The organism is Neisseria montereyensis, assembly GCF_024834045.1.
GTDB lineage: Bacteria > Pseudomonadota > Gammaproteobacteria > Burkholderiales > Neisseriaceae > Neisseria > Neisseria montereyensis.
On record NZ_JANUXW010000002.1, the window covers coordinates 55,070 to 71,431 of the forward strand.

At 47.2% G+C, this 16,362-nt stretch carries 20 protein-coding genes and 1 tRNA gene; 12 read left to right on the forward strand and 9 right to left on the reverse strand.

Annotated elements, in window-relative coordinates; all coding sequences use genetic code 11:
- Nucleotides 1–39: 39 nt before the first annotated feature.
- Together NXS09_RS02580 and NXS09_RS02585 are read left to right on the forward strand one after the other, a co-directional pair.
- Nucleotides 40–116: transfer RNA gene (locus NXS09_RS02580), tRNA-Pro, on the forward strand.
- A gap of 309 nt (nucleotides 117–425) precedes the next feature.
- Nucleotides 426–638 (forward strand): cold-shock protein, encoded by a 213-nt coding sequence (locus NXS09_RS02585; protein ID WP_259290999.1) that lies wholly within the window; start codon nucleotides 426–428, stop codon nucleotides 636–638.
- A 367-nt stretch (nucleotides 639–1,005) separates the two neighbouring features.
- On the opposite strand, the gene NXS09_RS02590 is transcribed toward NXS09_RS02585, so the two are convergent.
- Nucleotides 1,006–2,829, reverse strand: a complete 1,824-nt coding sequence (locus tag NXS09_RS02590) for a BCCT family transporter (protein WP_259291000.1) — start codon at nucleotides 2,827–2,829, stop codon at nucleotides 1,006–1,008.
- A 391-nt stretch (nucleotides 2,830–3,220) separates the two neighbouring features.
- Here NXS09_RS02590 and NXS09_RS02595 point away from each other — a divergent pair, with 391 nt between their 5' ends.
- The gene (locus tag NXS09_RS02595; RefSeq protein ID WP_259291001.1) at nucleotides 3,221–4,021 is read left to right on the forward strand and encodes an NUDIX domain-containing protein; all 801 of its coding nucleotides are present in this window, start codon (nucleotides 3,221–3,223) and stop codon (nucleotides 4,019–4,021) included.
- The gene (locus NXS09_RS02600) at nucleotides 4,022–4,465 is read left to right on the forward strand and encodes a hypothetical protein (RefSeq protein ID WP_259291002.1); all 444 of its coding nucleotides are present in this window, start codon (nucleotides 4,022–4,024) and stop codon (nucleotides 4,463–4,465) included.
- 107 nt (nucleotides 4,466–4,572) lie between these two features.
- On the opposite strand, the gene tfpZ is transcribed toward NXS09_RS02600, so the two are convergent.
- The 3 genes from tfpZ to NXS09_RS02620 form a co-directional block, all read right to left on the reverse strand.
- Nucleotides 4,573–5,313, reverse strand: a complete 741-nt coding sequence (gene tfpZ / locus NXS09_RS02605; RefSeq protein WP_259291003.1) for a TfpX/TfpZ family type IV pilin accessory protein — start codon at nucleotides 5,311–5,313, stop codon at nucleotides 4,573–4,575.
- Nucleotides 5,314–5,392: 79 nt separating this feature from the next.
- Nucleotides 5,393–5,881 (reverse strand): pilin, encoded by a 489-nt coding sequence (locus NXS09_RS02610; protein ID WP_353617867.1) that lies wholly within the window; start codon nucleotides 5,879–5,881, stop codon nucleotides 5,393–5,395.
- A gap of 169 nt (nucleotides 5,882–6,050) precedes the next feature.
- Nucleotides 6,051–6,569 carry a pilin gene (locus tag NXS09_RS02620; RefSeq protein ID WP_289623061.1) on the reverse strand — a complete coding sequence of 173 codons (519 nt, stop codon included), beginning with the start codon at nucleotides 6,567–6,569 and terminating at the stop codon, nucleotides 6,051–6,053.
- 358 nt (nucleotides 6,570–6,927) lie between these two features.
- Here NXS09_RS02620 and NXS09_RS02625 point away from each other — a divergent pair, with 358 nt between their 5' ends.
- The 4 genes from NXS09_RS02625 (at nucleotide 6,928) to NXS09_RS02640 (ending at nucleotide 7,845) form a co-directional block, all read left to right on the forward strand.
- Nucleotides 6,928–7,137, forward strand: a complete 210-nt coding sequence (locus NXS09_RS02625; RefSeq protein ID WP_259291004.1) for a hypothetical protein — start codon at nucleotides 6,928–6,930, stop codon at nucleotides 7,135–7,137.
- 7 nt (nucleotides 7,138–7,144) lie between these two features.
- A complete protein-coding gene (locus NXS09_RS02630; protein ID WP_259291005.1) occupies nucleotides 7,145–7,267 on the forward strand; it encodes a hypothetical protein in 123 nt (40 codons plus the stop codon).
- Between the two features lie 119 nt (nucleotides 7,268–7,386).
- Nucleotides 7,387–7,593 (forward strand): hypothetical protein, encoded by a 207-nt coding sequence (locus NXS09_RS02635; RefSeq protein WP_259291006.1) that lies wholly within the window; start codon nucleotides 7,387–7,389, stop codon nucleotides 7,591–7,593.
- Nucleotides 7,594–7,677: 84 nt separating this feature from the next.
- The gene (locus NXS09_RS02640) at nucleotides 7,678–7,845 is read left to right on the forward strand and encodes a hypothetical protein (protein WP_259291007.1); all 168 of its coding nucleotides are present in this window, start codon (nucleotides 7,678–7,680) and stop codon (nucleotides 7,843–7,845) included.
- Between the two features lie 442 nt (nucleotides 7,846–8,287).
- Here the strand turns inward: NXS09_RS02640 and NXS09_RS02645 are convergent, their stop codons facing one another.
- Nucleotides 8,288–9,706 carry a tetratricopeptide repeat protein gene (locus NXS09_RS02645; protein WP_259291008.1) on the reverse strand — a complete coding sequence of 473 codons (1,419 nt, stop codon included), beginning with the start codon at nucleotides 9,704–9,706 and terminating at the stop codon, nucleotides 8,288–8,290.
- A 274-nt stretch (nucleotides 9,707–9,980) separates the two neighbouring features.
- Here NXS09_RS02645 and NXS09_RS02650 point away from each other — a divergent pair, with 274 nt between their 5' ends.
- Together NXS09_RS02650 and NXS09_RS02655 are read left to right on the forward strand one after the other, a co-directional pair.
- Nucleotides 9,981–10,106, forward strand: coding sequence for a hypothetical protein (locus NXS09_RS02650; RefSeq protein WP_259291009.1), 126 nt, complete (start codon nucleotides 9,981–9,983; stop codon nucleotides 10,104–10,106).
- Between the two features lie 292 nt (nucleotides 10,107–10,398).
- Nucleotides 10,399–11,217, forward strand: a complete 819-nt coding sequence (locus NXS09_RS02655; protein ID WP_259291010.1) for an arylamine N-acetyltransferase family protein — start codon at nucleotides 10,399–10,401, stop codon at nucleotides 11,215–11,217.
- A gap of 94 nt (nucleotides 11,218–11,311) precedes the next feature.
- Here the strand turns inward: NXS09_RS02655 and NXS09_RS02660 are convergent, their stop codons facing one another.
- Complete coding sequence (locus tag NXS09_RS02660) at nucleotides 11,312–11,458, reverse strand: hypothetical protein (protein WP_259291011.1); 147 nt, start codon at nucleotides 11,456–11,458, stop codon at nucleotides 11,312–11,314.
- A 1-nt stretch (nucleotide 11,459) separates the two neighbouring features.
- Between NXS09_RS02660 and NXS09_RS02665 the strand changes: the two genes are divergently transcribed.
- A complete protein-coding gene (locus tag NXS09_RS02665; protein WP_259291012.1) occupies nucleotides 11,460–12,767 on the forward strand; it encodes a short-chain fatty acid transporter in 1,308 nt (435 codons plus the stop codon).
- A gap of 69 nt (nucleotides 12,768–12,836) precedes the next feature.
- Complete coding sequence (locus tag NXS09_RS02670) at nucleotides 12,837–13,847, forward strand: LysR family transcriptional regulator (RefSeq protein ID WP_259291013.1); 1,011 nt, start codon at nucleotides 12,837–12,839, stop codon at nucleotides 13,845–13,847.
- Here the strand turns inward: NXS09_RS02670 and pcaF are convergent.
- The 3 genes from pcaF to NXS09_RS02685 are packed head-to-tail and all read right to left on the reverse strand — an operon-like array spanning nucleotide 13,767 to nucleotide 16,314.
- A complete protein-coding gene (gene pcaF / locus NXS09_RS02675) occupies nucleotides 13,767–14,981 on the reverse strand; it encodes a 3-oxoadipyl-CoA thiolase (protein WP_259291014.1) in 1,215 nt (404 codons plus the stop codon). The genes NXS09_RS02670 and pcaF overlap by 81 nt on opposite strands.
- Complete coding sequence (locus NXS09_RS02680; RefSeq protein WP_259291015.1) at nucleotides 14,978–15,640, reverse strand: 3-oxoacid CoA-transferase subunit B; 663 nt, start codon at nucleotides 15,638–15,640, stop codon at nucleotides 14,978–14,980. The genes pcaF and NXS09_RS02680 overlap by 4 nt, the downstream gene beginning before the upstream one ends.
- On the reverse strand, nucleotides 15,637–16,314 hold the full coding sequence (locus NXS09_RS02685; RefSeq protein WP_259291016.1) for a 3-oxoacid CoA-transferase subunit A: 678 nt from the start codon (nucleotides 16,312–16,314) through the stop codon (nucleotides 15,637–15,639). Before NXS09_RS02685 ends, NXS09_RS02680 begins: the two co-directional genes overlap by 4 nt.
- Between the last annotated feature and the right edge of the window lie 48 nt (nucleotides 16,315–16,362).

Sequence of the window (16,362 nt, forward strand, 5' to 3'; positions counted from 1 at the left end):
AAGTAGGCGGCTTGCGCCTATAATACGCCACTTAAATTTCGGAATGTAGCGCAGCCCGGTAGCGCACTTCGTTCGGGACGAAGGGGTCGGAGGTTCGAATCCTCTCATTCCGACCAATATATTCAGGCAGCTTTGGTTTACCAAGCTGCCTGTTTTGCATTTTCATTGCGGGTATATTTGAGAGTTAAATACTCAATTTCAGAAACGGTTTTTGAAACATGCGAAAAAAATAAAAAAGAAAACGCTTGACCATACTGATAAAGCCATCCATACTGCATCGCTTGGTTAGTATTAATTTTAGGTTTCTGTTGTTCTCTGTGTTCCGTTTGATATTCTTGATAAGTATTTCATTTGTGTTTCCTTAGTTTTCAGTTCCCCGGCTTTAGTTCTGGCTATGTTTAATTTTTATTTAAAGGAAATATCTTATGAGTACCCAACAATTCGGTTCAGTAAAATGGTTTAACGAGAGCAAAGGTTTCGGTTTTATTACACCGGAAGCCGGTGGTAAAGATTTGTTTGTACACTTCTCTGCTATTGAATCAGATGGATTCCGTACTTTAGCTGAAAACCAACGTGTCAGCTACACTGCCGGTGATGGTCCTAAAGGCCCGCAAGCGTTGAATGTTAAAGCCGCCTAAGTATGAGCGCATCACGCAGACGTACCCGTATATTCTATATGTTGCAAAAACTGAAAGAAGAAACCAACAAGCCTGTTTAGGTGAGGGTTGGACAAGATAAGTAAACCGCCTGTTCGAGATAATCGGACAGGCGGTTTTGTTTTGTGTGCGGTATAAAAGAGCGTGGTGATAGAAAGATAAGTATCCGACCAAACGCTCGGTATGGTGGAAATATTTCATCATTGGGATGATGTGCCCATGTCGGATTCGGAAGTCCGGCCTAGATGGGTTATTAATTGATAAGGCCGTCTGAAAGATAATATTCAGACGGCCTTTTCTTTTATAGCAAGAAAGATAGATGGCTTTTTAGCCCATTATGTTTGAAACGTTATGACTGCGCTTCCGTATCACTGTCGCTGCTATGGCGCATTTCTTCATATTCTGCCTGTTGCGCCCATACCGAACCTTCCGGCGCTTGCGAGGTTTCACCGTGTTCCCACGGTGCATTGGAAGGTATTTCCTCGATATGGATGGTTTTCAGCGAATAATCGGGCTGGTAATACAAGTCATATTTAGCCGCTCTGATAACAGAAAGCATCATCATACTCATAATAATCAGTAGCGGCGCACCGGCGAAAATAGAGGCCGTCTGAAGCGTATCCAAGCCGCCGATAAACATCAGTGTGGCCGGCATAAAGCATAAGGTAAACGCCCAAAATAAACGGTTCCAACGGTGGGGTTCGCCATCTACTTCGTTTTGCACCACGGAAGAAAGAATGTAGGAAATACTGTCAAACGTGGTTGCGGTAAAGATAACGGCCAAAATGGTAAACACGGCAATGGCCAGTTTGGCAAAAGGCAGGGTGTTTAAAATAGCGAAAATAGTATCCGTCGCCCCTTTTTCGTTTAACACGGCCACTACATCCAAAGTATCTGATAATTGCAGATACAGGCCATAGTTACCTAATACGATAAAGAATACGGCACAACCCAGCGAACCGAAAAACAATGAACCGATGGTCATTTGGCGGATGGTGCGGCCTTTGGAAATTTTGGCAATAAACAAGCCGATAGTGGGGGCGAATACCAGCCACCAAGCCCAATAGAAAATAGTCCAATCTTTTGGGAAGCCGGTATTTTTAAAGCCGTGTTGTTCAAACTGGCCGAATGCTTCCGTCCACGTCATCATAGTGAACATTTGTGTTAACGAGCGGCCGAGGCCTTCCAAGCCGGTATTCAAGATGAAAACGGTGGGGCCGGCGAGTAACACAAAAATTAAAAACGCAATAGCCATATAAAAGTTGATATTCGATAAGAATTGAATACCGCCTTTTAAGCCTTGATAGGCACTATATGCGAAAATCATGGTGGTAACCAGCAAAACGGCCAGCTGCATATAGAGGCTGTTGGGGGTGCCGAACAGTTCGTAAAGCCCGTGGGTAATCATCGGGGAAGCCAAACCGAGCGTGGTGGCGCCGCCGCCGATCATACCGAAAACGAAGAAGATATCGATCATCCGCCCCCAGTTGCTTTTGGCAAATTTTTCACCGGTAAGCGGCATTAGGCTTTGGCTCACCTTTAATACGGGCGAATTACGAACGTGGGCAAAATAGGCAATGGCAATGGCCGGTACCAGATAAATCGCCCATGCAATCGGCCCCCAGTGGAACAGTCCGTAAGTGCTGGCCCAACGGATTGCCGCTCTAGAACCGGGTTCGAGAGCAAAAGGCGGGCCTTGATAATAATAAACCCACTCTAAAATACCCCAATAAAGAATACTGGCACCGATACCGCCGCAAAACATCATGGCAGCCCAAGAGCCGGTTTTAAATTCTATTTCATCTTCCGGTTTGCCTAGCTTGATGCTGCCGATATCTGAAAAAGAGATATATATCACGAAAATAAAGGCAAGCACGCCGAATGCCAGGTAACCGACACCGAAATTATCGGTAACAAAGGTTTTCGTGGCGGCTACCCATTCCGCACCTTGTTCGGGAAAAGCAACCAGCGGCAGAGTGACAGCAAATAAAATGATTAATACGCCGAAAAAAGTAAATTTATCAATACGGGTATCCGGTGTATCTGAAACGCTGTGGGGCTGGAAGTTTTTATCGGCATCAAACATGCCCAAGTGGCGGTATGAGCGCCGGTTTTGGGCAGGTTTATAGCGGAAGCTGATTGTTTTTTTATCAGGTTGTTTTGGATTGGACAAAATAAAACTCCTTGAATAAATTTTTTGTGTTTTATGAAATTTTTATTGTGTTTTGTCAGATAGTGTCAAATAAAAAAGTTAAATTGTAATTAAAAATAAACATCGGGCATTATATCACAATTATATGCTTATGATTATTAACAAAAAATATTTTTATGACTCATGTAATGAAATTTATTTTCAGACGGCCTGAGTGTTTGGCCGGTTAACTTTGCTAGTCTATTTGGGCTTAGGCGGGGAAGCTTTATTATTTAAGTTAGGCATCGATAAGATATATAATTCCGGTCTTCAAAATATATTTGTTTTTTGAATATAAATCGGTTTGTATAGAAGTGACGGTAACGGCTCGTTTCGGTATATTCGGGCTAACAAAAATCAGAGAGCCAATACGATGGATGTTTCACGACCTTTAGTTCGCGTGGTAGCGGGCGTGGTTTTAGATGTGCAAGGCCGTTATCTGCTTAGTTCGCGGCCGGAGGGCAAGCCCTATGCAGGCTATTGGGAATTTGCCGGCGGCAAGGTAGAAGCAGGGGAAACCGAATTTCAGGCCTTGCAACGCGAGTTTGAAGAAGAATTGGGCATTCACATACACCGCGCCCGCCCGTGGCTGACCAAAATCCATGATTACGAACACGCCCGCGTACATTTAAGGTTTTACCGTGTCGAAGCAGAGGATTGGTCGGGCGAGCTTCAGGCACGGGAAGGGCAGGCTTGGTCTTGGCAGCGGGCGGGTGATTTCGATGTATCACCGATGTTGCCTGCCAACGGTGCGCTATTGGCCGCATTAGCCGTACCGACTACATTACAAGGCCGTCTGAAAACAGGGTTTTACGGTGAAAACAATATGGGCGAATACCGTGTTGTGCCGTTTGAATTGGCCGAGCCGCAGCATCAAAATGTTTTGATTAGCGAAGAAGCCTTGGCTAAACGCGGTAAAATGCCCGAAGCTAAAAGCGTGTGGGTGGTGATTTCCGATGCCGCCCAATGGCCGCGCGTTCAGGATGCCGATGTGGTGGTTTGGCAGGTTGGGCATCAGGCCGCTGCCGAAGCCGTGTGTGCATTATTGGAAAAAGGCGTTGCCGTGCCGCTGGTGGTGTTGGCCGATAGCGGTTTGGTGCGGCAATATCAAAAACTATGGCTGGCAGCAGGTGCGCATGCCGTATTGATGGATGATGAAACGGAGGCCGTCTGAATGGCTGTTAACCTTGGTTCAAACAAACAAAAAATTTTGATTGCCGTTTTATTACTGCTTTTTGCCGCAGTGAAAGTCGGCGGGCTATTGTGGTGGAAAAACAGCCAACCCGATGTCCGTGTAATGGCAGAATCGGAGTGTAATGTTCAAAAAGGCTGCCATCTGCCAAATGGTGCAGATGTGGCGTTTATCGGGCAGGTTTCGATACAAACCCCGTTTGATATTGTGATTCACAATGTGCCGTCTGAAACGCAAGAGGTTTATGTCAGTTTTTCCATGCGCGATATGGATATGGGCTTTAACCGCTATAAATTGGTGCGCCAAGAAGGTGGAAAATGGGCGGCCAACCAGATCCGCCTGCCGATATGCACGGAAGACCGCCATGATTATTTAGCCGATATTCATATCGGCGGGGAAGTGTTTCAGATGGTTGTGATGGCGTGAGATACAGAAGCTAGTTTGTAGGGGCGGATTGTATATCCGCCCGTTTGTTTAAATCCGGTTAATGTAATAGATATGGTTGGGCATTCAATCTATATTGAAAATATGATTTACCACGGATTCAAATCTACAATTCGATACCATTCCGGCTGCTTGTTGCTCAAAAGCACAACCATGTCTTTTCCACTTGATTTTAAAGGCATAAAAGTATCTGCTAACGGGAATTCAACCGTTAATGCATCTATATTGGTTGCAGTATTAAATTTTTTTAGATTATTAATGGGCTGTTTTTTATTGAGAATATTTTCTTTTCCTATATCAAGAGGTTGATAGAATATTGGCGATTGGGCTATAGAATACATACCGCCGCTTAACCCTTCTTCAAATAACACTTGATTTTGTGTTTCAATACTTTGGCTGTCGGGCATAACCTTAACCCATTTCGGGCCGCTCCAAGGGGCGGTTTGATATTCGGGCAATGCTTTATCTATATTCCGATTATCAATTTCATTAATACGGATTAACTCGAACCGATCTTTATTAAACACAATCCAAGCGGGTCGGCCTTCGGCAATGCTGTAAAAACCATACGAAAAAGCGGCGAATTGAATAAATATAATAACGGTTAAATCAAATAATAATGTTTTTTTGCCTTCTTTATAAACCAATAAAGAGAATAGAGGCCCGATTAATACATCAAGTGAGAGCATCATAAAGAAAATTTTGGCTAATCCCGCTGCCTTAAATAAAGGTGCCGGATACCACACTTGCGTTACCAATAAAGTGGTTAGAATGGCTAAAATAAAAGAAACAGCCAAATGGCTTAAAAAATAGCGAATACGTTTAGACATAATTATTAATATAATGGTTTCTAATGTTAATCAATTATTTCATGCTAAATATTTGTATGAAACAGTGAAATTTCAGTATTTAACGGCAGCTTGCCGGTAGATATAAGGCACGGATGCCATTTATTTCAGGGGCGGAACATTTCCATGCCCGAATTTCTTTTGCCGTTGCGCGAATAAAGTCTGCTGATATTGCCGGTTTGGTCATATCGGCATCGGTGTAAGGGATTAATTCAATTTTATTTGAGGGGCCTAATTCAGGGATATTATGCAGTGTGGCCGTAATCTTGCCATTGCTATCGGTATCTACATTGAATGTATATGCTGTTGAAGCATTATTGCCGCAACTGAAGCCATTTTCAGCTTTTGGGGCCTCAACAAAGCCAGACATAGATGCCTCTGTAACCGCTTCACGGCAATTGGCCAAGGCCATAATGCCTTCCGCCACTTTAGAGCGGATAGTGTAGGTTTGGTATATTGGTAATGAGATGGCGGCCAGTATGCCTATAATGGCAACCACCACCATAAGCTCGATTAAAGTAAACCCTCTATTATTAGTTTTATAATTCACTTCAGCCCCCTTTTTTATAATTAATGGCTAGCTATTTAAATGATTTCAAATAATATGGGATACTTTTCATTTTAGATAGCATGTTTGAATGTTATATATTGATTGCTATTTGATTATATAAAACCCTGCTTTTGAGCAGGGTTTGTTTATTTTAATGATAAATAATCAATTAACGGCATGATGAAGGCAGATATTTAGCTTCAATACCATTAGAGGCACCAGTTTCACATTTCCAACCGCGAACACCGCCTTGAATGAGGGAGGCACGATTGTAGTTTGCAGCTGTCATTTTTGTTTTTAGTCCATCATCGGCATAAGGAACCAATTGTAAATTGGTTTTATTACCCAATTGGCTAATATTTTGTGCTACTACGGTAATTGTGCCGTTATCTGCAGTATTAACAGATTTTACATATTGAGAATGAGCACCTGATGCGCCAGCGTTTCCTGTTCCGGCAACTGTTTCATCACACCCAAAACCATTTGCTGTTGCATTGCCGGCAAAACCGGTTTGAGAAGCTTCGGTAACGGCAGTACGGCATTGTGATGCAGCCAATACTACTTCAGATACTTTGGCGCGGGCAGTGTAATCTTGGTAAGCCGGCAGGGCGATGGCTGCCAAAATACCGATAATCGCTACCACGATCATCAACTCGATTAATGTAAAACCTTTTTGCATTGCTTTCATGTTTAAAACTCCAGTTAAAAAATTTAAAAAGTATTATGTTTATATTATGTAAACCGTAATGTGCTTGGCACGTTGTTGTTGCTACTGCTTTAATCAAAAGAAGAGGAATACTGCTTACCGTTTTCAGCGCTGCTGCTGCGTTGCCTGCTGCGGTTGCTAAGTATTAAGCAATGCTCGTGCCATTTTGTTAAATTTTGTGATTATTGTTTTTATTTTGTTGTTTTTATTCATTTTAAATTTTATGAAAAAAGAATTTAAATGATATTAGCGTTATGCTGATGAAATTTTTTTATGCAAAATGTGACATTTTTTGTCGGTTATGTGACTTTCTGCGCGGCATGAGGTTTATTTTTTTGTCATGCGACGTTTTTTGTCAGTTATGGTTGATTTTTGTTGGTATGGTTGGGATTGGGGATTTTGGACGGGTATGGTTTTGGTTGATGTGGTTGGTGATGTGGGCGCGGGCGGATATTTAATCCGCCCCTACGGTGGGGATCGTTTTGGATTGTGTTGTGGAATGAATATATTTTCAGACGGCCTGTGTCGGGTAGGCCGGATGGTTTGGTAGGGGCGGATTGTATATCCGCCCGTTTGTTTGGATTAGGGTGATGGTTGGGTTTTTATTGGGATGGTTGGGGTTTTGGCGGGTATGGTTTTGGTTGGTATGGTTGGGGAGTTTGGCGCGGGCGGATATTTAATCCGCCCCTACGGTGTGGGTTGTTTTGGATTGTGTTGTGGAATGAATATATTTTCAGACGGCCTGTGTCGGGTAGGCCGGATGGTTTGGTAGGGGCGGATTGTATATCCGCCCGTTTGTTTGGATTGGGGTGATGGTTGGGTTTTTATTGTGATGGTTGGGGTTTGGGCGGGTGTGGGTTTGGTTGATGTGGTTGGTGATGTGGGCGCGGGCGGATATTTAATCCGCCCCTACGGTGGGGATTGTTTTGGATTGTGTTGTGGAATGAATATATTTTTCAGACGGCCTGTGTCGGGTAGGCCGGATGGTTTGGTAGGGGCGGATTAAATATCCGTCCGTTTGTTTGGATTGGGGTGATGGTTGGGTTTTTATTGGGATGGTTGGGGTTTGGACGGATGTGGGTTTTGGTTGATGTGGTTGGGAGGGTGGCGCGGGCGGATATTTAATCCGCCCCTACGGTGGGGGCTGTTGTGGATTGTGTTGTGGAATGAATATATTTTCAGACGGCCTGAGTTGGGTAGGCCGGATGGTTTGGTAGGGGCGGATTGTATATCCGCCCGTTTGTTTGGGTTGGGGTGATGGTTGGATTTTTATTGGGATGGTTGGGGTTTTGGACGTGATTGATTTTGGTTGATATGGTTGGGAGTGTGGGCGCGGGCGGATATTTAATCCGCCCCTACGGTGTGGGTTGTTTTGGATTGTGTTATGGAATGAATATATTTTTCAGACGGCCTGTGTCGGGTAGGCCGGATGGTTTGGTAGGGGCGGATTAAATATCCGTCCGTTTGTTTGGATTGGGGTGATGGTTGGGTTTTTATTGGGATGGTTGGGGTTTGGACGGATGTGGGTTTTGGTTGATGTGGTTGGGAGGGTGGCGCGGGCGGATATTTAATCCGCCCCTACGGTGGGGGATTGTTTTGGATTGTGTTGTGGAATGAATATATTTTTCAGACGGCCTGTGTCGGGTAGGCCGGATGGTTTGGTAGGGGCGGATTATATATCCGCCCTTTGGTTTGGGTGATTAGGCGGCGGGGGATTGTTTTTGCCATTGTGCCAGTAGCTGCCTGAGCTGGGCGGCGTGTTCGTGGCCGTTGTTGATGGCGGTTTGCAGCCAGTGGCAGGCGGTTTGGGTGTTGGGCATAACGCCGTATCCGTGGTAATACAGGCAGGCGAGGTTGTATTGGGCGATGGTGTCGCCTTGGTTGGCGGCCTGTTCAAACCAGTAGGCGGCTTGGTCGTGGTCGGTATCGACGCCTTGGCCGTTGTAATACATCATGCCGAGGTTGGTTTGGGCTTTGCTGTGGTGCAGTTCGGCGGCCTGAAGATAGAGTTTGCGGGCGAGCAGGTAGTCTTGCGGGCGGTTGAGGCCGTAGTGGCAGGCGAAAGCGGCTTGGTAGGCCTGATCGGCTTTTTGAAACATTAAGGCGGCTTGTTTGGCTTCTTCGTATTCTTCTTTGTGGCTGAGGGCGGTATTGGAAAGTAGTTTGTGGTGGGCGGCCATGTCGCCGAGTTCGGCGGCTTTTTGATATTGGTGCCGGGCTACGGTGGCGTCGGCTTCGATGCCTAGGCCGTAGCGGAAGATGTCGCCGAGTAGGCGCAGGGCTTTGGCGTTGCTGCGGCGGGCGGCGGCCGAGGCATATTTGCGGGCTTTGATGTAGTCGCGTTCTACATATTTTCCGGTGAGGTAGAGTTCGGCCATTGTGGCTTGGGCGTCGCAGTCGTTTTTCTCGGCGGATTTTTCCAGCCAGTTAACGGCTTCGCTGTTGTCGAGTTCGAGCAATACTTCGCCGAGTGCGGTTTGGGCGGGCTGGAAACCTGCTTGGGCGGCGGGGGTGAAGTGTTCGGCGGCTTTTTGCAGGTCTTTGCCGACGAATTGGCCGTAGCGGTATTGGTTGCCGAGCAGCCAGTGGGCGGCGGTGATGTTTTGTTCGGCAGCTTGGGTGAGCAGTTCGTGGGCGCGGGCGAGATCGGGTTCGGCGGCTTGTTGGTAGTATTTTGCGAGATAAACTTGTGCTTCGCCGTGGCCTTGGTCGGCGGCTTTTTCCGCCCAATAAACGGCTTTGGGGTCTTTATGGTCGGCGTAGTATTCGAGCAGGCGTAGTTGGGCTTGTAGAATGCCTTGTTCGGCTAAGTCGGTATAGGCGGGGATTTGTTGCTGAAAGGGTTCGCCGTTGGCGGCGCGCAGTTGCAGTAGGTTGTAGCGGGCGTATAGATGGCCTTGTTCGGCGGCTTTTTCCAGCCATCGGGTGGCGGCGGGGTAGTCGGGCTTTCTGCCGACTGATCCGCTCAGTAGGCATCCGGCCAGTTGAAAGGCGGCTTCGGTGTGTCCGCTTTCGGCGGCTTGAAGAAGAAAGGGTATGGCTTGGGCGGTATTATTGGGGTTGTGCAGTAGGATATCGTGCCCTTTTTGATATAGTGATTCTGGCGTATTCGGATTCATTGCGGGATATGAGAGATATGTTTGGAAAACCGTATTGTATAGCAAGAAGCAGCTAACATGCTATTTTTAAAACGTTATTAATAAACCAAATGATTATTTTTATGAGTGATTAGCTTGATTGTGCGGCGGGTGTGTGGCGCGGGCGGATATTTAATCCGCCCCTACGGTGGGGATTGTTTTGGATTGTATTGTGGAATGAATATATTTTTCAGACGGCCTGTGTCGGGTAGGCCGGATGGTTTGGTAGGGGCGGATTGTATATCCGCCCGTTTGTTTGGATTGGGGATATGGTTGGATTTTTATTGTGATGGTTGGGGTTTTGGCGGGTATGGTTTTGGTTGATGTGGTTGGTGATGTGGGCGCGGGCGGATATTTAATCCGCCCCTACGGTGGGGGTTGATTTCAGACGGCCTATTGTTTGGAGGCCGTCTGAAAGGATTCGGCAGGCTTGTTTTATGGGGTGTGATTTTATAGTATCTGTATTGATATCGGATAAGGCGCTATTGAAACGCTATAAAAAAATTTGATATCTAAAACAAGAAGTCATCATAATTTAATAAATGCTTGGCTTTGGTTTTAGATAGTGCTAAAAAATGATTTCCAATCTCTGTAAATTTTCATGCTGTGTAAGTTTGATACTTTGGCTATATGGATAATGTGTAAATTCTAAAAGATAACAACTAGGAAATATGATGGATATTCAAAAAATTGCTGAAGGTTATTTAAAAGCTTTGAACATCACCGATGATATTAAAACGTTAGAAGATGTTTGCCGGTTGATGCGGGCACATCTAAAAGCTTTCTGTTTTGGCAATGCTAAAATTTTAGTGGGTGAAACGGTGCCGATTGATATTGAATCGGTCTATGAAAATTTAGTGGTGAAAAAAAGAGGGGGTTATTGCTTTGAACAAAACAAACTCATATACGAAGTGCTAAAAGCAAAAGGGTTTGAAGTCAGCCAACATTTAGCGCGAATAGTGAATAATGAAAAACCTAGAATTCCCCTGACTCACCGGGTAACGCTATTATATTATCAAGGCGACACTTATGTAATCGATGTCGGCGTTGGTTTTCGCAGCCCCTGTGTTGCACTCAAGCTTAATGCACCGCAGCCTACGATGAGCCACTTGGGTATTCAATATCATGCGCTTCCCGTGGATGAGCAAAAAGGCATTTATATGCTGCAAATGATTCAAAAAGGAGAGAAATTTAATATTAATCAGTTTGATTTAATTGAAAATATTGATTCAGACTTTGAAGTGAGCAACTTTTATTGCTACATGAATCCTAAAACCATATGGCGTAATCATTTGATTATATCCCGCTTGGGTGACGATGTTATTTATTCTCTGCGTGATAACCGTTATTTTAAAATTTACGACACGCATACGGAGCGGATGGAAATCAAAGAATTCAATCAATTTGCCAATATTATGGAAAAAGAATTAAACGCTGATTATACCCAAGACGAGCTAACGATATTATTCGATAACTATATTAAAGGCGATTAAATTGCCCAAATGATATGGCGCCTTTGCAAAACCCATGTAGGTCGGATACTCGAATCCGACACGGATACTGTTTTGTCGGATACAAGTATCAGACCTATGCTTGCTTGGTGGCGGCGTTCTCGTATGGATTGGAGGTTTGGGGTAATGGTAATACGCCGTTGCCTGATGAAACGGAATAAACAATAAACGGTGCGGTGCTGCCGGAATAAAAAATCAACAACCCGAAATAGAGGAGAATCATTATGATTGCTAATTTTTTAAGCAAAATAATGCAGCGCTATCTGCCCGATTCTTTCCTGCTGGCTATTCTGCTGACGGTGGTTATCTTTTTGGCGGGCATAATAGAGGCAGGGCACGGCCCTTTGGAAATGGCGGTTTTTTGGGGGCAGGGTTTTTCCAAGTTGTTTACTTTCGGTATGCAGATGGTGCTGGTGCTGTTGATGGGCTATGTGTTGGCGCTAACGCCGGCTGTGCACGGTATTTTGGATAAGCTGACCAATTTGGCGAAAACGCCGCGGCAGGCTTTATTGCTAACGGCAACGATTTCTTTTGCCGCCTGCTATTTGAATTGGGGCTTCGGCTTGGTGGTCGGTGCAATGGTGGCTAAAGAGATGGGCAGGAAAGTGGCCGGATTGCATTTTCCATTGGTTGTGGCGGCGGCTTATAGTGCCGAGTTGATACGCGGCCCTTCATCGGCGATTCCGCTGGTGGTGGCGACACCGCAGCATTTCCTGCATGAGCAGATAGGGCTGATACCGGTATCGGAAACGCTTTATTCTTCTTGGAATCTGATGTTGTCGGCCGGTGTGTTGGTGCTGCTGTTGCTGATGTATGCTTTTGTATCGCCGCCGGAAAACCCTGTTTCGCTTTCCGGTTCGGAAGCGGTAGAACAGAATAGGCCGTCTGAAACAAATCATCCTGCTACCTTTTCTGAAAAGCTGGAACAACATTATTTGTTTAATATAGTGTTGGCGGTGCTGCCCGTTTTGTATGTAGGCGGGCATTTTGCGGATAAAGGCTTCAATGTTAATCTGAATGTGGTGATTATGCTGTTTTTGGCGGCGGCTTTGTTGTTGCACCGTTCACCGGCGGCATTTATCGGGGCGACGAAAACGGCGATTACGTCCACGCAGGGCATTATTGTGCAGTTTCCGCTGTATGCAGGTATTGCGGGCATGATGACGGATTCCGGATTGGTGAATCTTACTGCCGAGTGGTTTGTATCGGTATCGAATACGGCCAATTTTCCGGCGATGACGTTTTTATCGGCGGGCTTGGTGAATATTTTTATTCCTTCCGGCGGCGGGCAATGGGCGATTCAGGGGCCTGTGGTGATTGAAGCGGCGAAAGAGCTGGGTGCGAATCTGCCGCAAACCATTATGGCATTTGCCTGGGGTGATGCGTGGACGAATCAGATTCAGCCGTTTTGGGCGCTGCCTTTATTGGGCGTGGCCGGATTGTCGGCGCGCGATATTATGGGCTATTGCGTGATGTGGTTGGTGTTGTCGGGCGTTTGGGTTATCGGGGTGTTTACATTCTTGGCAATGTAGCGGATGGGTTTGAGTGGTTACCGGTGTGTCGTATCGTTTTAGAAGAAGATTAGAAGAGGAGAAAAGCGGATGGATAAGCTGCAATGCATGGAAGCTTTTGTGCGAGTGGCGCAAAGCGGGAGTTTTATCCAAGCTGCGGAACAGCTCGGGGTGGCGCGTTCGGTGGTGAGTACGCGTATTCAGCAGTTGGAAAAGTTTGTCGACGCGCCGCTGTTTCACCGTAATACGCGCTCGGTGCGTTTATCGGATATCGGTGCGAAGTATTATGATGAATGTGTAGATTTGCTGAAACGTTTTGATGTTTTGGTGAATGCGATGGCGTTGGCGAAAAACGATTTAACAGGCAAGTTGCGCATTCATTTGGTGCCCGGCTTCGGCTTGGGCTATTTCAGCAAGAAATTATCGTTGTTTACCCATGCCTATACCGATATCGAGCTGGATTTGGTGGTGAGCGATAAGGTGGTTGATCCGGTTTCGGCCGGATTCGATGTGGCGTTTCAGATTTTTCCGCCTAAAGGCGAAAGTTTGGTCGACCGCAAGATTTTCCATGTGAACAGGGTATTTTGTGCTTCACCGGAATTTATTGAAAAATACGGCAAACCGGATACGCCTTATCAGTTGTCGCAATTTGAAATCGGCTATTACTCGGATTATCCCGAACGCAATAGGCTGAAGTTTCTGATTGACGGTAAATTGCAGGAAATTCCGGTTTCGGCACGCATTCAATCCACTTCCATCCATCTTCTGCATGATTTTGCTGAAACCGGCGGCGGTATTGTCTGCCTGCCGACCATTGTGGCAAAAGAAAGCCTGCTTGAAGGCAGGCTGGTGTCGGTATTGACCGATTATCCTTTACCGGCATACAGCCTGCGGGCGGTGTTTCCGCCTAATTCGAAAAATATCAAAAAGGTTCGGCGTATTATTGATTTTTTATCGAAAAACATCAGCAGGCAGCCGGAATGGGATGAAGAATTGATTGCCAAAGGCTGTTTATCGCCTTTAGTCGCATCGCTCAATGAGTACCGCAATCCCCTGCCCAACGCCGATACACATCGAGCAGACGGCATAACGACCGCCTGAAACTTCGAGCTGGTTGAGTGCGGTGGTGAGTATGCGTGCGCCGGATGCACCTAAGGGGTGACCGATGGCAATCGCGCCGCCGTTGGGGTTAACGCGCGGATCATCGTCGGCCAAACCCAAATCGCGGGTGCAGGCCAATGCTTGGGCGGCAAAAGCTTCATTCAATTCGATTACATCGATATCGGCCAGTGCGATGCCGGTTTTGGCGAGCAGTTTTTTTATGGCGGGGGCGGGGGCGAAACCCATAATACGCGGTTCGATGCCGACGGTAGTACCGCCGATAATGCGGGCGCGCGGTTTCAAGCCGTATTCTTTCACGGCGTTGCCCGAAGCCATTAATACGGCCGCCGCGCCGTCGTTAATGCCCGATGCATTGCCTGCGGTAACCGTGCCGCCTTCAAATACAATCGGTTTTAATTTGGTCAACCCCTCGATGGTGGTATCGGGGCGGGGATGTTCGTCGGTATCAACCCTTATGCTGCCGCCTTTGCGTTGGGGAATTTCTACCGCTGTGATTTCATTGGCAAAGAAGCCGCGTGCCTGTGCTGCGGCGGCTTTTTGCTGGCTGGCTAGCGCGAAAAGGTCTTGGTCGGCACGGCTGACGGAAAATTGTTCGGCAACGTTTTCTGCGGTTTGCGGCATGGTTTCGACACCGTATTGGGCTTTCATGGCGGGATTGATAAAACGCCAGCCCATAGTGGTGTCTTCGATTTTCTGATTACGGCCGAATGCCTGTTCGGCTTTCCCCATCACATAAGGCGAGCGCGACATATTCTCTACGCCGCCGGCTATTAATAAGTCGGCATCGCCGGTTTTTAAGGTACGGCTGCCGGTTAAGACGGTTTCCAAAGAAGAGCCGCATAAGCGGTTGATGGTGCAGGCGGGCACTTCGACCGGCATGCCGGCCAATAATGCCGACATTCTGGCGACATTGCGGTTGTCTTCGCCGGCCTGATTGGCGCAGCCGTATAGGATGTCGTCGACTTTATGCCACGGTAAATCAGGGTGGCGCTGCATCAGCGCCCGAATGGGTACGGCGCCCAAATCATCGGTGCGCACGGCGGAAAGGCTGCCGCCGTAGCGTCCGAAAGGGGTACGCAGGGCATCAATAATATAAGCATCGTGGTTGTTCATGATACGGCTCCTGAAGTGGCGTCAATTAAAGGGGCGGCGGTGAGGTTTTGCAGTTCGGCAAAATCCAGGCCGTCGATTTTTTCGATAACCCGCAAACTGTTCCCATCGAGATCAATCACGCATAAATCGGTATAAATACGGTCGACGCAACGTAAACCTGTTGCCGGATAGGTCAGATTGCCGACGATTTTGGGGTCGCCGTGTTTGCTGGTGTGTTCCATGGTAACCCATACTTTTTTGGCACCGACGGCCAAATCCATCGCGCCGCCGACCGCCGGAATGGCATCGGGCGCGCCGGTGTGCCAGTTGGCAAGGTCGCCGCGGGCGGATACTTGAAACGCGCCTAAAACGCAAATATCCAGATGGCCGCCGCGCATCATGGCAAACGAATCGCCGTGATGAAAATAGCAGCCGCCGGTTTTTAAGGTCACATATTCTTTGCCGGCATTAATCAGTTCGGGATCTTCTTCACCGGGCGGCGGTGGCGGGCCGAATGCCAATAGGCCGTTTTCGGAGTGCAGGAAAATATCTTTGTTTGCCGGCAGATAGGTTGCGATTTTGGTCGGCAGGCCGATGCCGAGATTTACATAAGCCCCTTCGGGAATATCGCGGGCAACACGTTGGGCAATTTGTTCGCGATTGAGTTTTTGGTAGTTCACGCTCGACCCTCCTCTTTGATTTGAACGACGTGTTGGACGAAAATGCCCGGTGTGATAATGTTTTCCGGATCCAGTCCGCCCAGTTCGACAACTTCCGATACTTCGGCAATGGTGATGTCGGCGGCAGTGGCCATAATCGGCCCGAAGTTACGGGCGGCTTTGCGATACACCAAGTTGCCCCAACGGTCGCCTTTATGGGCTTTGATTAAGGCGAAATCGGCTTTGATCGGGTATTCCAACACATAATCTTTACCGTCTATATTGCGGGTTTCTTTGCCTTCGGCCAATAAAGTACCGAATCCGGTGGGGGTGAATACCGCCCCCAAACCCATGCCGGCGGCCTGAATGCGGCAGGCAAGGTTGCCTTGCGGCACCAGTTCGAGTTCGATTTTGCCGGCACGGTAGAGTTCGTCGAATACCCATGAGTCGGATTGGCGCGGAAACGAACAGATGATTTTACGGACGGCACCGGTTTTCAGCAGTTTGGCTAAGCCGTGATCGCCGTTGCCGGCATTGTTATTGATGATCACCAAATCTTTAACACCTCTTTCAATCAGGCCGTCAATCAGGCCGGCCGGTTGCCCCGCCGTGCCGAAGCCGCCTATCATGATACGGGCGCCGTCGGATATTTGTGCTAACACTTCTTCTAAGGAATGTGCGGTCTTATCTATCATAATGGTTCGCCTTCTCGGTAGGTTGAATATAGGGCTCTCTTTGATTTT

Excerpts from the sequence above, each read along its gene's own strand:
- NXS09_RS02640 (WP_259291007.1), top strand. The coding sequence starts at position 7,678 with ATGTGGTTGGGAGGGTGGCGCGGGCGGATATTTAATCCGCCCCTACGG.
- NXS09_RS02685 (WP_259291016.1), bottom strand. The coding sequence starts at position 16,314 with ATGATAGATAAGACCGCACATTCCTTAGAAGAAGTGTTAGCACAAATA.
- NXS09_RS02625 (WP_259291004.1), top strand. The coding sequence starts at position 6,928 with ATGCGACGTTTTTTGTCAGTTATGGTTGATTTTTGTTGGTATGGTTGG.
- NXS09_RS02620 (WP_289623061.1), bottom strand. The coding sequence starts at position 6,569 with ATGAAAGCAATGCAAAAAGGTTTTACATTAATCGAGTTGATGATCGTG.
- NXS09_RS02660 (WP_259291011.1), bottom strand. The coding sequence starts at position 11,458 with ATGATTCTCCTCTATTTCGGGTTGTTGATTTTTTATTCCGGCAGCACC.
- NXS09_RS02665 (WP_259291012.1), top strand. The coding sequence starts at position 11,460 with ATGATTGCTAATTTTTTAAGCAAAATAATGCAGCGCTATCTGCCCGAT.
- pcaF (WP_259291014.1), bottom strand. The coding sequence starts at position 14,981 with ATGAACAACCACGATGCTTATATTATTGATGCCCTGCGTACCCCTTTC.
- NXS09_RS02655 (WP_259291010.1), top strand. The coding sequence starts at position 10,399 with ATGGATATTCAAAAAATTGCTGAAGGTTATTTAAAAGCTTTGAACATC.
- NXS09_RS02585 (WP_259290999.1), top strand. The coding sequence starts at position 426 with ATGAGTACCCAACAATTCGGTTCAGTAAAATGGTTTAACGAGAGCAAA.
- NXS09_RS02595 (WP_259291001.1), top strand. The coding sequence starts at position 3,221 with ATGGATGTTTCACGACCTTTAGTTCGCGTGGTAGCGGGCGTGGTTTTA.
- NXS09_RS02600 (WP_259291002.1), top strand. The coding sequence starts at position 4,022 with ATGGCTGTTAACCTTGGTTCAAACAAACAAAAAATTTTGATTGCCGTT.
- tfpZ (WP_259291003.1), bottom strand. The coding sequence starts at position 5,313 with ATGTCTAAACGTATTCGCTATTTTTTAAGCCATTTGGCTGTTTCTTTT.
- NXS09_RS02645 (WP_259291008.1), bottom strand. The coding sequence starts at position 9,706 with ATGAATCCGAATACGCCAGAATCACTATATCAAAAAGGGCACGATATC.
- NXS09_RS02670 (WP_259291013.1), top strand. The coding sequence starts at position 12,837 with ATGGATAAGCTGCAATGCATGGAAGCTTTTGTGCGAGTGGCGCAAAGC.